Source organism: Hoylesella pleuritidis, assembly GCF_963541955.1.
GTDB lineage: Bacteria > Bacteroidota > Bacteroidia > Bacteroidales > Bacteroidaceae > Prevotella > Prevotella pleuritidis.
The window spans coordinates 1-14200 of record NZ_CAUTUT010000007.1 but is presented as its reverse complement, the minus strand read 5'-3'; the positions used below and the strand labels follow the sequence as shown (position 1 = coordinate 14200).

The window sequence follows — 14200 nt, the reverse complement described above, 5'->3', positions numbered from 1 at the left end:
ACTTATAAATTCTTGACGTTTATACAAAATAATCGCGTGCCTGAAAGCAGATAAAGCGTGTCGTCCATCAGGCGAAGAGAGACCAACGGAACTGTGATATGTGCCAACGGCTCACCTGATTTACGAATAATCCAATTGTCACCTTTGCGCCCGTTGAAATTCACTAACGCGCAATCGCCCCATCGGCATAACACCCGATAGATATGATCAGCGGCATAATCTTCCACGATTTTCAACCGATCGTCTACCACAAACAGTTTTTCCTGATCCGTCATCACCACGCATCGATGATCGCTGACACACAATGGAGTCAACGTCTGGTCGCTTTCCCGAAAGGTGTAAATCGTATCCGACAGCATCGCTACGAGTTTCCCATCGGCCTTGGAATTCCAAGGCTGAACGTCGACTACCGAATCCCGTAGTCCCATTCTTCCTAAGGCATCGTCGAACATCAGATAAACGGCATTAGCGGAACAGGCCGCTTTCACGATCCGATTTTTCTTCGCAGTCAGATAGTTGAAACAAACGGTCTTGCCCGTAGCGGCATCAAACGATGCGATAAACGGCTTGCCCACCGTCTTCATATTCGCTCCGCCTCGCAATCCGAAAGCATAATTGACCATCAACAACGTCCCCTCGGTTCCGAAAAGATCTGCACGACCAACCATTTTAGGCGGCAATCCGCGCGCCCATAAAGTGCGGGCATCAGCGTCGAGACAGCGAAGACTGTCTCGATCGGACACATAATAGCGCCCGTCTCGATACAAGATGTCGGACGATAGGCCTGAAACGATAGAACTACCGACATAAGGAACATAATAGAAAGAACTCCCAACGAAAGCTCCTCCCACCACTCCGCCGAGTGCTCCGGCCAATCCCAACAAGACGGAAGCACTCACATCTTCGTACCCGGTGTATGCTTTGTGCGTGCGAATACGGCCTGTCAAGGGATTGATGAAATGAATATCGTCGGCCACGACGGCCACGGTTGTATCGTTAACCACCCTCATTCGATTCCATCCCCAGTTGTTTTTATGGGGTACTTTTCCTTCCCAAAGCTGCCTACCGGTACTCAGTTGCAGACCTTTCAACTTGCTCGAAGTGGCCGACTGATAACCCATCAGAATGTCGAGCGAATCATTCCGAAACAACGGCAACAACTTCTCTTTCCACAACAAGGTCTGTGTCCGACTGTCCAACATCTCTGTCCGGCTGCCTCGCAAAAGAAACAGACGGTGGGGGTTAAGGCGAATGACTGGCGCTTTAGAGGATAACGGTCGGTAATATATTTTTATAAAACGACTCCACAACGGCTGCCCACTCTGTAAATCAACCATACATAGCTCGCCGTCAATTTTAAACGAACCGTTTCGGGTGATGACTCCGAACTTCACCGCAGCCAAATTACGATCGGGCGACACCGAGAAGTCGTAACACGATTTCTTAAATGCAAGGCAAGGCGCTTTCCATTCCTTCCCATCGGGCGTCTTTGCAAAAGCCACCGAGTCGTATTGAGCCCACGCATTGGCGCAGAAAGCAAATGCTGCAAAAATGAAAAATATCTGCCTTTTCATACGATTTAACAGGTAATTAGTTATTGCTCTGCGTGCAAAGATAATAAAAAAAATAAAACAGTTACTAAATCACCATACATTTTATAAAAGGATGCTCCTGCTTGCCTGAAAAATTCGGCACAAGCCGTCGTCCCTTTCAAAATTATTGCGTATATTTGCTTCATCAATTCACAATGAAACAAAACGAATACGATGGCAATCTATGGACTTATCGCGCTTATGGCCGTCTCATTCATCGGTTGGGCGCTCGCAGAATGTAAATACAAGACTTTCGGTTACGAGAAAACAGAAGAGGAAACTGCTGTTGAAGACCATCTGAAAGAGCAGCTGAAAGTCAACGGATACAAGGAACTGAGTATCCGCGATATCCTCAAAGACGGCAGCTTCAGTGGGTTTGCGGCCATCTGAACATAACAAAACAGAGAGGGCCTCATCCCCGTCCCCTCTCCTTTTGGAGAGAGGTGAGATATCGTCCTGTATATAATTGGTATTCAGCCATATAGAGTTGGTGGTACAACTAACGGTTAATCGCACGATCATTAACGGTTAAACAAGATTCAACTAACGGTTAAACGGCGTGCATTCAGCCGTTCATTGCCCTACAATGAACGGCTAATTGAGATACAGTATATATTTGATTGATTTACAGAAACTTATAGGTTGTATAAAAAACAATCAGTTTCCGCGTGGGATTTATGTTCTTTCATTCTTCTGGCAGCCCCTTTTCACCTTTTTACTTTTTCACCGTTTCCCCTTTCATTTGCCCATATTTTTCTTATCTTTGCACCGTTTTCAGTGTATACGGCACAATGAGGCCGATACAGATTAATCACATCTAATTTATAAAAGAAAAATATGTTAAGCGAAAAACGGAGCAGTATGCTCCACGGAGTATTGTTAATTACGCTGTTTTCATTGGCCGCATTCTATATCGGCGACTTCAAATGGGTGAAGAGTCTGTCGTTCAGTCCGATGATCGTCGGCATCATTCTGGGTATGCTTTACGCCAACAGCCTGCGCAACAACCTACCTGAAACTTGGGTTCCAGGCATCAAATTCTGTTCCAAACGCATTCTGCGAATCGGCATTATCTTGTATGGCTTTCGCCTGACATTCCAAGATGTCACAGCCGTTGGGCTCTCGGCGATTATCGTAGACGCTATAATCGTTGTCGTAACGATATGCGGTGGTATTCTGATCGGCAGACTGTTGAAGATGGATCGGGGCATTGCATTACTCACATCTGTGGGAAGTGGCATCTGCGGAGCAGCCGCAGTATTGGGTGCCGAATCGGCAATCAGGACGAAACCTTATAAGACTGCTGTTGCCGTTTCTACTGTCGTCATCTTCGGAACACTGTCGATGTTCCTCTATCCCATCCTTTATCGCAATGGGATTTTCGATCTTTCACCTGAACAGATGGGTATAATGACAGGATCGACCGTGCACGAAGTGGCTCACGTTGTAGGTGCCGCAAACGCTATGGGTAACGGAATCCCCGACAGTGCCATCATTGTCAAGATGATCAGAGTAATGATGCTCGTACCCGTTTTGCTGCTCATCAGTTGGCGCGTGGCCCGTGCCGCGGCCCGAAACGGCGAAGAACAAAGCGACAAAAAACGGATTTCCATCCCGTGGTTTGCCATCTTTTTCCTTGTAGTGATCGGTTTCAACTCTCTCGATTGGCTGCCCACCGAAGTCGTATCAGGTATCAATACCACAGATACTTTTCTCCTTACAATGGCAATGACGGCCTTAGGTGCAGAGACAAGTATCGACAAATTCAAGCAGGCGGGTGCCAAACCGTTCCTCTTGGCATTCTTTCTCTATACGTGGCTCATCGCCGGAGGCTATGCCATCGCCAAGTTTTTGGTGCCGGCATTGATGTAAAAGCGCGTACAAATTCGGGCAATAAAAAAAGTGGCTGTTCCCGGAACAATTCCGGTACAGCCACTCTTGTTATCATCAAATACAAAAACTTACTCTGCGGTAACAGTCTCTTCTTTCTCTTCAAAGTCGAGAACATTCTTCTTGTTAGCCTGCATCCGATCGTATTCTTCTTGCGATCCGACAATGAGTTTATCCCACTGACGAAGTCCGGTACCTGCGGGAATGAGGTGACCGCATATCACATTCTCTTTCATTCCCTCCAAACGATCTACCTTGCCACGGATAGCCGCCTCATTCAACACCTTGGTTGTCTCCTGGAAAGATGCGGCACTCATAAAGCTCTTGGTTTGCAATGCGGCACGAGTAATACCTTGCAGAATCTGAGTTGACGTCGCAGGCACGGCATCACGCACCTGAACCAGACGAAGGTCGCGGCGTTTCAACGACGAATTTTCATCGCGTAGCTTACGCGCTGTCACGATTTGGCCGGGCTTCATCACATCGCTGTCACCGGCATCAGTAACAACTTTCTTACCCCAAATGCGATCGTTCTCTTCCGAGAAGTCGAGTTTGTCTACGAGTTCTTGTTCCAAGAACGTAGTGTCTCCGGGATCGTTGATCTGCACTTTGCGCATCATCTGACGAACGATAATCTCAAAGTGTTTGTCATTGATTTTCACACCTTGCAAACGATAGACGTCTTGTACCTCGTTGACAATGTATTCCTGCACAGCCGTTGGACCTTTAATGGCAAGGATATCACCCGGAGTGATGACGCCATCAGACAGCGGCGTACCCGCACGAACGGCATCGTGCTCCTGAACCAAAATCTGTTTGGACAAGCTGACAAGGTATTTCTTCTGATCACCTGTCTTCGATGTGACCACAATCTCACGGTTACCGCGTTTCACCTTACCCATTGTTACCTCGCCGTCGATCTCGGAAACAACGGCAGGATTAGACGGATTGCGAGCCTCGAAAAGCTCAGTAACACGCGGAAGACCACCCGTAATATCGCCGGCACCACCCACAGCACGCGGTATCTTGACCAAAGTCTGACCGGTCTTGACGGTTGCTCCGTCATCGACAACAACGTGACCGCCTACGGGGAAGTTGTAAGTTCCGACGACTTCACCCTTTGAATTGATGATATCGCAGGTCGGAACACGCGACCGATCTTTCGAATCAGTGATGATTTTCTCGGTCAAACCGGTGGTCTCATCCGTCTCGGCACGGAACGTCGAACCTTCTACGACATCATTGAATTTCAATCGCCCGGCGTATTCAGACACGATCACGGCATTGAACGGGTCCCATTTGGCAATCAAATCACCCTTTTTCACTGTATCGTTGTGCTTGCAATACAGAGAAGAACCATAGGGTACATTCAATGTAGAGAGAACAATATTAGTATTGGCATCAACGAAACGGATCTCGGCAAGACGGCTTACAACCATCTGGCAATTGATATCTTTTTCGCCATCACTCTCTACGAACGGAACGGTACGCAGCTCATCAAACTCGATTCTGCTGTCATTTTTAGCTACGATAGACGCATTGGCTGCGGCATTTCCGGCCACACCACCAGCGTGGAACGTACGAAGCGTAAGCTGGGTACCAGGCTCTCCGATAGCCTGAGCTGCAATGACACCGACAGCCTCACCCATCTGAACCATCCGACTCGTAGCGAGATTACGTCCGTAACATTTCATACAAACCCCGTGTTTGCTTTCACAGGTGAGTACGGAACGAATTTCAACACTCTCAATCGGTGAGTTTTCGATGATCTGCGCCTTATCTTCGGTGATCTCCTCACCTGCTACCACGATGAGTTCTCCCGTTGTGGGATGAATAATATCGTGCACGGAGACACGTCCCAGAATGCGTTCGTAAAGCGTAGAGATGGTTTCGTCACCATTCTTCAAGGCCATACAAACCAGTCCGCGCAGTGTTCCGCAGTCTTCTTCGGTAATAATCACATCGTGAGAAACATCTACCAAACGACGTGTCAGATAACCGGCATCAGCCGTCTTCATAGCTGTGTCAGCCAAACCTTTACGCGCTCCGTGTGAAGAAATAAAGTATTCGAGCACTGACATACCCTCTTTAAAGTTAGAGAGAATCGGGTTTTCAATAATCTGCTGACCTTCGGCACCGGCTTTCTGAGGTTTAGCCATCAGACCGCGCATACCCGAAAGCTGTTTGATCTGATCCTTAGAACCGCGGGCTCCGGAGTCGAGCATCATATAAACGGCATTGAATCCTTGATCGGCTTCGGTCATCTGTTTCATCAAGACATTACCAAGGTCGTTATTAACGTGTGTCCACGTATCGATAACCTGATTGTAACGCTCGGTATCAGTGATGAATCCCATATTATAATTCTCGGTAATCTGATGTACCTCTTCATTTCCCCGCTCTACGATTGCATTTTTCTCTTCGGGAATAATGATGTCATCAAGGTTGAAAGAAAGACCTGCCACATAAGCCATCCGATAACCCAAGTTCTTGATTCCGTCGAGGAACTCACACGCACGAGCCATACCTACATTCTTGATTACATCTGCGATGATGCCACGTAAAGTTTTCTTCGAGATAATATCATTGAAATAACCTACCTCTTCGGGAATAATTCCATTGACAATCACACGTCCGACAGATGTTTCGACCATTCGTTTCTGAATCTTACCATCGACCAAATCGTTGACAACCACTTTCACAAGGGCATGCAGATCACATTTACCTTCATTGCGAGCGATAATCGCTTCTTCCGGTCCATAGAATGTAAGCCCCTCTCCCTTGGCACCGGGACGAATCTTGGTAATATAATATAGACCAAGCACCATATCCTGAGAAGGCACCGTAATAGGCGCTCCGTTGGCCGGATTCAGAATATTATGACTCTGAAGCATTAATATCTGCGTTTCGAGAATGGCCTCATTGCTCAACGGAAGATGCACAGCCATCTGGTCACCATCAAAGTCTGCATTAAACGCCGTACAAGCCAACGGATGCAACTGGATAGCTTTACCCTCGATTAATTTAGGTTGGAAAGCCTGGATTCCGAGTCGGTGAAGTGTCGGAGCACGGTTGAGGAGTACGGGATGACCCTTCATCACGTTTTCGAGAATATCCCAAATAACTGGTTCACGACGGTCAACAATCTTCTTGGCACTCTTGACCGTCTTCACGATTCCACGCTCGATGAGTTTACGAATGATGAACGGTTTATAGAGTTCGGCAGCCATCAATTTCGGCAGACCGCACTCGCCCATTTTCAATTCGGGACCGACCACAATGACGGAACGTGCGGAATAGTCGACACGTTTACCCAAGAGATTCTGACGGAAACGGCCGGCCTTACCTTTCAAAGAGTCAGATAACGATTTCAACGGACGATTGGACTCACTCTTCACGGCCGAACTCTTGCGCGAATTGTCGAATAAACTATCGACCGCTTCTTGCAACATACGTTTCTCGTTACGCAAAATCACCTCGGGAGCCTTGATTTCAACTAATCTCTTCAAGCGATTGTTACGGATAATAACACGGCGATAGAGGTCATTCAAATCGGATGTTGCAAATCTACCTCCATCCAAAGGAACCAGCGGACGCAACTCGGGTGGAATGACAGGGATGATTTTCATAATCATCCATTCGGGCCGGTTGAAGTCTTTGCTGGACCGGAACGCCTCGACAACTTGCAGCCGCTTCAGCGCCTCCGTCTTACGCTGCTGACTTGAATCGCTATTGGCCCGGTCACGTAACTCATAGGAAATAGCATCGAGATCAAGTCCGGCCAAGAGGCCATAGACAGCCTCGGCACCCATTTTAGCGATAAACTTGTTGGGATCTGCATCATCCAGATAAGCATTGTTTTGATCAATCTGGCGGTCAATAATATCGAGGTATTCATCTTCTGAGAGCAAATCGAATTTATGAGAACCATTCATCTCTTCGCCTTCTGCATCTTTTCGACCTTCCATTACACCCGGTTGGATCACCACATATTTCTCATAATAGATCACGGAATCCAACTTTTTGGTCGGCATACCTAACAGATAGCCCATCTTGTTGGGCAGAGAACGGAAATACCAGATATGCGCCACGGGTACGACAAGCTCAATATGGCCCGAACGTTCACGACGAACCTTCTTCTCGGTCACCTCTACACCGCAACGATCGCAGACGATTCCTTTATAGCGAATACGCTTATACTTACCGCAGGCACACTCATAATCCTTGGTCGGACCAAAGATACGCTCACAGAAAAGGCCGTCGCGTTCCGGCTTATATGTACGATAATTAATGGTTTCCGGTTTCGTTACCTCGCCATACGAATTTTCCAGGATCTCTTCGGGAGAAGCAAGTCCGATGGTTATCTTCGTAAAATTATTCTTTACCTTTGTATCTTTTTTAAAAGCCATTTTACTTTCTGATTAGGAATTCACATTAATCCATTTTGATACTGAGACCCAAACCGCGGAGCTCGTGTAACAAGACATTGAGCGACTCAGGGATTCCCGGAGTAGGCATCGGCTCTCCTTTGACGATCGCCTCGTAGGCCTTAGATCGGCCTACGACATCGTCGCTCTTGATGGTCAGAATCTCTTGAAGTACGTGACTGGCTCCGAAAGCTTCAAGGGCCCAAACCTCCATTTCTCCGAAACGCTGCCCACCGAATTGTGCCTTACCGCCAAGCGGCTGCTGAGTGATGAGCGAGTACGGACCGATGGAGCGCGCGTGCATCTTGTCTTCGACCATATGTCCAAGCTTCAAGAAATAAGTAATGCCAACAGTTGCAGGCTGATCGAACTTCTCTCCGGTCTCTCCATCATATAAATAGGTGGAGCAGAGATGCGGAAGACCGGCCTTATCAGTCCATTCCGAGAGGTCATCGAGCTTGGCACCATCAAAGATTGGGGTAGCAAACTTTACGCCGAGCTTCTTGCCGGCAGCACCGAGAATAGCCTCAAAAATCTGCCCAAGGTTCATACGTGACGGCACACCGAGCGGATTCAAGACCAGATCGACAGGGCGTCCGTCTTCGAGGAACGGCATATCTTCCATACGCACGACCTTTGAAACGATACCTTTGTTACCGTGACGGCCGGCCAACTTATCTCCAACACCGATCTTACGTTTCTTAGCAATGTAGACTTTCGCCATACGAAGAATGCCCGAGGGAAGTTCGTCACCGATCGTAATGGCAAACTTGCGGCGCTTCATCTCGGCATCAAGCAGTTTATATTTACGAATATAATTCATTATGAGCTGCTGGATCAGATGGTTGGTGTGTTCATCCTTGGTCCAATCGTTGCTCTGAATTCCATCATATTCCAGATTCTTCAATATCGTAGCAGTAAACTTGCTGCCCTTAGTGACGATCTCAGCACCGGTGTAATCCTTCACACCATTCGATACTTTATCTTCCGTCAGGGTAAGAAGTTTGTCCACGAGAATATCTTTCAAGTCGTTGTTCTTTGCTTCATACTCTTCATCAATCTTAGCAAGCGTCAGCTTATCCTGCTTTTTCGACTCGCGGGTTTTGATGGCACGGGAGAACAATTTCTTATCAATCACGACACCGCTCAGCGACGGATTGGCCTTCAATGACGAGTCTTTGACATCACCGGCCTTGTCACCGAAGATGGCACGAAGCAATTTTTCCTCAGGTGAAGGATCGCTTTCGCCCTTCGGCGAAATCTTACCGATGAGAATATCTCCGGGTTCTACACGGGCACCGACACGAATAACACCATTGTCGTCGAGATCTTTCGTGGCCTCTTCGCTCACATTGGGGATATCGCTGGTAAATTCTTCAACTCCTCGTTTGGTTTCGCGTACATCCAAAGAATACTCGTCCACGTGAACGGACGTGAGCACATCGTCGCGCACCAAACGCTCAGAAAGCACGATAGCATCTTCATAGTTATAACCTTTCCACGGCATATAAGCCACCAAAAGATTACGACCCAGTGCAAGTTCGCCATTCTCCGTAGCATAACCTTCAGTCAGAATATCGCCCTTTTCCACGCGTTGTCCCTTGCTACAAATAGGCCTAAGGTCGATGGTCATATTTTGATTAGTGCGACGGAACTTCGGAATGCGATACTCTTTCATTGCCGGTTCGAAGCTGACAAACTCCTCATCTTCTGTACGATCATAGAGAATACGAATGGTTGTCGCATCGACATAGTCAATAACTCCTGGGCCTTCGGCTGTAATCATTGTACGAGAATCTTCGCAAACTTGTTTCTCCAGACCAGTACCTACAATCGGCGCATCGTTATGAAGCAACGGAACAGCCTGCCGCATCATATTACATCCCATCAATGCACGGTGACCGTCATCGTGCTCCAAGAATGGAATCAGTGCAGCCGACACCGAAGCAATCTGCTGCGGAGACACATCCATCAGGTCTACTTGTGCCGGCTCTACAACCGGGAAATCGGCATCCTCGCGACATTTCACGTAACTACGAATGAAAGTACCATCCCCATTCAGCGGTGCATTACCCTGACCGATGATATGATCTTCCTCTTCTTCTGCGGTGAGATAAACTACATCTTCGTTCTTCAAATCAACAATACCATCAGTAACCTTACGATATGGGGTCTCGATAAAGCCCAATTCGTTGATAGTCGCATAAACACAGAGTGACGAAATCAATCCGATATTCGGACCTTCCGGACTCTCAATCGGACAGAGACGCCCATAGTGAGTATAGTGAACGTCGCGAACCTCAAAGCCCGCACGCTCACGCGACAGACCACCGGGACCCAATGCCGAGAGCCGACGCTTGTGCGTGACCTCTGCCAAAGGATTAGTCTGATCCATAAACTGCGACAGTGGATTCGTTCCGAAAAATGAGTTAATAACGCTCGAAATGGTCTTCGCATTAATCAAATCAGTCGGTGTGAACACTTCATTGTCACGAACGTTCATACGTTCACGAATCGTACGACTCATTCGAGCTAATCCGATAGAGAATTGATTACTCAACTGCTCACCCACAGTACGTACACGACGATTGCTCAAATGGTCGATATCATCAACAGTAGCACTCGAATTGATCAGCTGAATGAGGTATTTGATAATCTCGATAATATCGTCACGTGTCAACACGCGCACATCCATATCAGTGTTCAAGCCTAATTTCTTATTGATACGGTAGCGCCCTACCTCGCCCAAATCATATCGTTTATCCGAGAAGAACAAATTCTGGAACACCTCACGAGCACTTGCATCATCAGCCGGATCTGCATTACGCAATTGGCGATAGATGTAGAGTACAGCTTCTTTCTCAGAATTACTAGGATCTTTGGCTAACGTATTGAAAATAATTCCGTATTTATTGGCTGCTTCTTCATCCTTATGCAAAAGCACGGAAGAAGCACCACTCTCTAAGATTTCTTCGATATTGTCAGTCGTGAGTTCTGTCTCGCGTTCCATAATGACCTCGTTGCGCTCGATAGAAACAACCTCTCCGGTATCTTCGTCCACAAAATCCTCATTCCAACTCTTCAATACACGCGCGGCTAATTTCTTGCCGATAGCAGCTTTCATATTCTTCTTGTTGACCTTAACTTCCTCAGCCAAATCAAAGATTTGCAGAATATCCTTATCTGCCTCGAATCCCATAGCACGGAGCAGTGTTGTTACCGGCAATTTCTTCTTACGATCAATATAAGCATACATCACGTTATTAATATCCGTGGCAAACTCTATCCACGAGCCTTTGAACGGAATGATACGGGCAGAATAGAGCACAGTGCCATTGGCGTGCACACCCTGCCCAAAGAAAACACCGGGTGAACGGTGCAACTGTGATACAACAACCCGCTCAGCACCGTTAATAATAAACGTACCGTTTTCAGTCATATACGGAATCGTTCCTAAAAAGACATCTTGGATAAACGTTCCGAAATCCTCGTGATCGGGATCGGTACAATACAGTTTCATCTTAGCTTTCAAAGGCACACTGTAAGTCAATCCACGCTCCAGACATTCATCAATCGTATAGCGCGGCGGATCAATAAAGTAATCCAAGAATTCAAGAACAAAGTTGTTTCGTGTATCTGTAATCGGGAAATTCTCTGCAAACACTTTGTATAAACCGTCATTCTTGCGATCCTCCGGGGGAGTATCTAACTGTAAAAAGTCTTTGAAAGATTTGAGCTGCACATCAAGAAAATCCGGATACGGCATCGGATTATAGACGTCAGCAAAGTTTACTCTGTTATCAACAATTTTTGAAGCCATTCAGTTTATAATTTATTAGACTGACTATTTCTTTTCTTTGAGATTTGCAATCATCCCTACGCAACCGAAAGGTACGAAGCATAATCACCGTCATTTTTTACTTTATATAGAAGGTATAATAGACAGCTTTCTGTCAAATTCACATTCTGTAAATATAAATCCATAGACATAAAAAGGTTAGGACTCACCGACTGGGCAAATCCTAACCTTCTTTTATCAGAGTGCAAATCGCCTGCCTGATATCTTTCACATCAAAAGCAGACTACCACTAACCACTTTACTTCAATTCAACTTTAGCACCAGCTTCTTCGATCACCTTCTTCAGGTTTTCTGCCTCAGCCTTAGCCAAGCCCTCTTTCAAGGTAGAAGGAGCACCGTCTACCAAGTCCTTAGCCTCTTTCAAGCCCAAACCGCAAGCTTCCTTAACGGCTTTAACCACCTGGAGTTTAGTTGAACCTGCCTCAACAAGAACAACATCGAAATCAGACTTTTCCTCTGCACCACCTTCTGCACCACCAGCAACAGGACCGGCAGCAACAGCAACAGCTGCAGCGGCGGGCTCAATACCATACTCGTCTTTCAAGACTGTTGCCAACTCATTTACTTCCTTAACTGTCAAATTTACTAATTCTTCAGCAATAGCTTTTACATCTGCCATTTTATTCTAAGTTTTAATTGTTTTAATTGATTTTACGAATGACTTTTGATTGGATTTATTCAGGACGCTCGCCCAAAGTCTTAAGCACACCGTGGATAGTGTTCGCGCCCGATTGGAGTGCAGAAACGACGTTCTTCGCAGGCGATTGTAACAACGTAACAATCTCTGCAATAACTTCGTTCTTGCTCTTAATAGATGCCAGTTCGCTCAGCTTGTCAGCTCCTACATAGATGCTTTCCTCAGCGTAAGCGGCTTTCAAAGTAGGAGTACCTTCCTTGACATAGTCCTTCAACAGCTTTGCGGGGAGATTAGCAGTATGCGAAAGCAAGACGGCCGTACTACCCTTCAACGTGCTGTATAAAGGTTCGAAATCTACATCCGAAGCCTCAAATGCTTTGTGAAGAAGTGTATTCTTCACAACGATCATTTTAACTTCGCTCTTGAAACACTTGCGGCGAAGTGCACTTGTAGCCTCCGCATTTAACCCAGCAACATCTACCAAGTAAAAGTGAGGATACTCTTTCAGCTTCTCACCAAGGTCAACGATTATCGTATCTTTTACTTCTTTCTTCATTGTACAAAACTTTTAGAGTTATTCAACTGATTTAGGATCAATCTTGATACCCTTACTCATCGTGCTTGAAATAAAGATACTCTTCAAATACGTACCTTTCGCAGCAGCAGGTTTCAGCTTAATTACTGTAGCGATAAATTCTTTCGCGTTCTGATAAATCTGTTCGGGGGTAAAAGAAACCTTACCGATCGAAGTATGGATAATACCCGCCTTATCGACCTTAAAGTCTATCTTACCTTGCTTCACTTCTTTTACAGCTTTCGCAACATCCATCGTCACAGTTCCGCTCTTAGGATTCGGCATCAAGCCGCGAGGACCGAGCACACGGCCCAAAGGACCGATTTTACCCATACAAGACGGCATCGTAATGATGACATCAATATCCGTCCAACCACCTTTGATCTTCTCGATATACTCGTCGAGACCAACATAATCAGCACCTGCTTCCTTAGCAGCAGCTTCCTGATCAGGAGTGCAAAGACAGAGAACACGCATCACCTTACCGGTTCCGTTCGGAAGCGATACGACACCACGCACCATCTGGTTTGCTTTTCGCGGGTCTACACCTAAACGCACATCAATATCCAGCGACGCATCAAACTTGGTGGTGGTAATCTCCTTCACCAATGCTGCCGCTTCTTTCAATGTGTAAGTCTTCCCTGCTTCAACCTTTTCAGCTACTGATTTTTGATTTTTTGTCAGTTTACTCATTTTCTTAATTGAAGTTTAATTGGATTAGCGATTCTTGAATACCGAAGATAACTCTCATTCACTATCAGTCATCCCTAATCATTCATTATTAACCCGGGAAGTCCCCTTTTACAGTAATACCCATACTTCTCGCCGTACCGGCAACAAGTTTCATAGCACTCTCGACAGTAAAGCAGTTGAGATCGGACATCTTGTCCTCCGCAATGGCCCTAACCTGATCCCAAGTAACAGATGCTACTTTCTGGCGGTTGGGCTGAGCAGAACCAGTCTTTACTTTTGCCGCCTCCTTCAACTGAACAGCCGCGGGAGGAGTTTTGAGAACAAAGCTGAATGACTTATCTGTATAGTAAGTGATAACAACAGGAATAATTTTCCCCGCTTTATCCTGGGTTCTGGCGTTGAACTCCTTGCAGAATCCCATAATATTGATACCCTTAGAACCCAGTGCAGGTCCTACTGGCGGTGAAGGATTCGCAGCGCCACCTTTAATCTGTAATTTGATTAATCCAGCAACTTCTTTAGCCATTT

The 14200-nt window shown here is 46.4% G+C and carries 9 protein-coding genes; 2 read left to right on the top strand and 7 right to left on the bottom strand.

Annotation, left to right across the window (positions count from 1 at the left end; translation table 11 throughout):
• Window positions 1-2: 2 nt before the first annotated feature.
• Window positions 3-1574, bottom strand: a complete 1572-nt coding sequence (locus RWY97_RS04080) for a hypothetical protein (RefSeq protein WP_315565680.1) — start codon at window positions 1572-1574, stop codon at window positions 3-5.
• A gap of 192 nt (window positions 1575-1766) precedes the next feature.
• Here RWY97_RS04080 and RWY97_RS04075 point away from each other — a divergent pair, with 192 nt between their 5' ends.
• Window positions 1767-1982 (top strand): hypothetical protein, encoded by a 216-nt coding sequence (locus RWY97_RS04075; RefSeq protein WP_021582844.1) that lies wholly within the window; start codon window positions 1767-1769, stop codon window positions 1980-1982.
• Window positions 1983-2429: 447 nt separating this feature from the next.
• Entirely contained in the window at window positions 2430-3464 is a 1035-nt protein-coding gene (locus RWY97_RS04070; RefSeq protein ID WP_315565678.1) for a YeiH family protein, read from the top strand.
• A gap of 89 nt (window positions 3465-3553) precedes the next feature.
• Here RWY97_RS04070 and rpoC read toward each other — a convergent pair whose 3' ends face one another.
• The 6 genes from rpoC to rplK form a co-directional block, all read right to left on the bottom strand.
• The gene (rpoC, locus tag RWY97_RS04065; protein ID WP_314079142.1) at window positions 3554-7891 is read right to left on the bottom strand and encodes a DNA-directed RNA polymerase subunit beta'; all 4338 of its coding nucleotides are present in this window, start codon (window positions 7889-7891) and stop codon (window positions 3554-3556) included.
• A gap of 25 nt (window positions 7892-7916) precedes the next feature.
• The gene (gene rpoB, locus RWY97_RS04060) at window positions 7917-11729 is read right to left on the bottom strand and encodes a DNA-directed RNA polymerase subunit beta (RefSeq protein ID WP_315565675.1); all 3813 of its coding nucleotides are present in this window, start codon (window positions 11727-11729) and stop codon (window positions 7917-7919) included.
• Window positions 11730-12006: 277 nt separating this feature from the next.
• Entirely contained in the window at window positions 12007-12387 is a 381-nt protein-coding gene (gene rplL / locus RWY97_RS04055) for a 50S ribosomal protein L7/L12 (protein ID WP_021582842.1), read from the bottom strand.
• A 55-nt stretch (window positions 12388-12442) separates the two neighbouring features.
• Entirely contained in the window at window positions 12443-12961 is a 519-nt protein-coding gene (rplJ, locus tag RWY97_RS04050) for a 50S ribosomal protein L10 (protein ID WP_021582833.1), read from the bottom strand.
• A gap of 18 nt (window positions 12962-12979) precedes the next feature.
• Window positions 12980-13672: a 50S ribosomal protein L1 gene (rplA, locus tag RWY97_RS04045; protein ID WP_314740424.1), complete on the bottom strand. Its 693-nt coding sequence runs from the start codon at window positions 13670-13672 to the stop codon at window positions 12980-12982.
• An 88-nt stretch (window positions 13673-13760) separates the two neighbouring features.
• Window positions 13761-14198 carry a 50S ribosomal protein L11 gene (rplK, locus tag RWY97_RS04040; protein ID WP_021582873.1) on the bottom strand — a complete coding sequence of 146 codons (438 nt, stop codon included), beginning with the start codon at window positions 14196-14198 and terminating at the stop codon, window positions 13761-13763.
• Window positions 14199-14200 lie beyond the last annotated feature (2 nt).

Bases quoted from the DNA above. Each gene is read 5' to 3' on its own strand.
- rplK (WP_021582873.1), bottom strand. From the start codon at position 14,198: ATGGCTAAAGAAGTTGCTGGATTAATCAAATTACAGATTAAAGGTGGC.
- rplJ (WP_021582833.1), bottom strand. From the start codon at position 12,961: ATGAAGAAAGAAGTAAAAGATACGATAATCGTTGACCTTGGTGAGAAG.
- rplL (WP_021582842.1), bottom strand. From the start codon at position 12,387: ATGGCAGATGTAAAAGCTATTGCTGAAGAATTAGTAAATTTGACAGTT.
- rpoC (WP_314079142.1), bottom strand. From the start codon at position 7,891: ATGGCTTTTAAAAAAGATACAAAGGTAAAGAATAATTTTACGAAGATA.
- RWY97_RS04070 (WP_315565678.1), top strand. From the start codon at position 2,430: ATGTTAAGCGAAAAACGGAGCAGTATGCTCCACGGAGTATTGTTAATT.
- RWY97_RS04075 (WP_021582844.1), top strand. From the start codon at position 1,767: ATGGCAATCTATGGACTTATCGCGCTTATGGCCGTCTCATTCATCGGT.
- rpoB (WP_315565675.1), bottom strand. From the start codon at position 11,729: ATGGCTTCAAAAATTGTTGATAACAGAGTAAACTTTGCTGACGTCTAT.
- RWY97_RS04080 (WP_315565680.1), bottom strand. From the start codon at position 1,574: ATGAAAAGGCAGATATTTTTCATTTTTGCAGCATTTGCTTTCTGCGCC.
- rplA (WP_314740424.1), bottom strand. From the start codon at position 13,672: ATGAGTAAACTGACAAAAAATCAAAAATCAGTAGCTGAAAAGGTTGAA.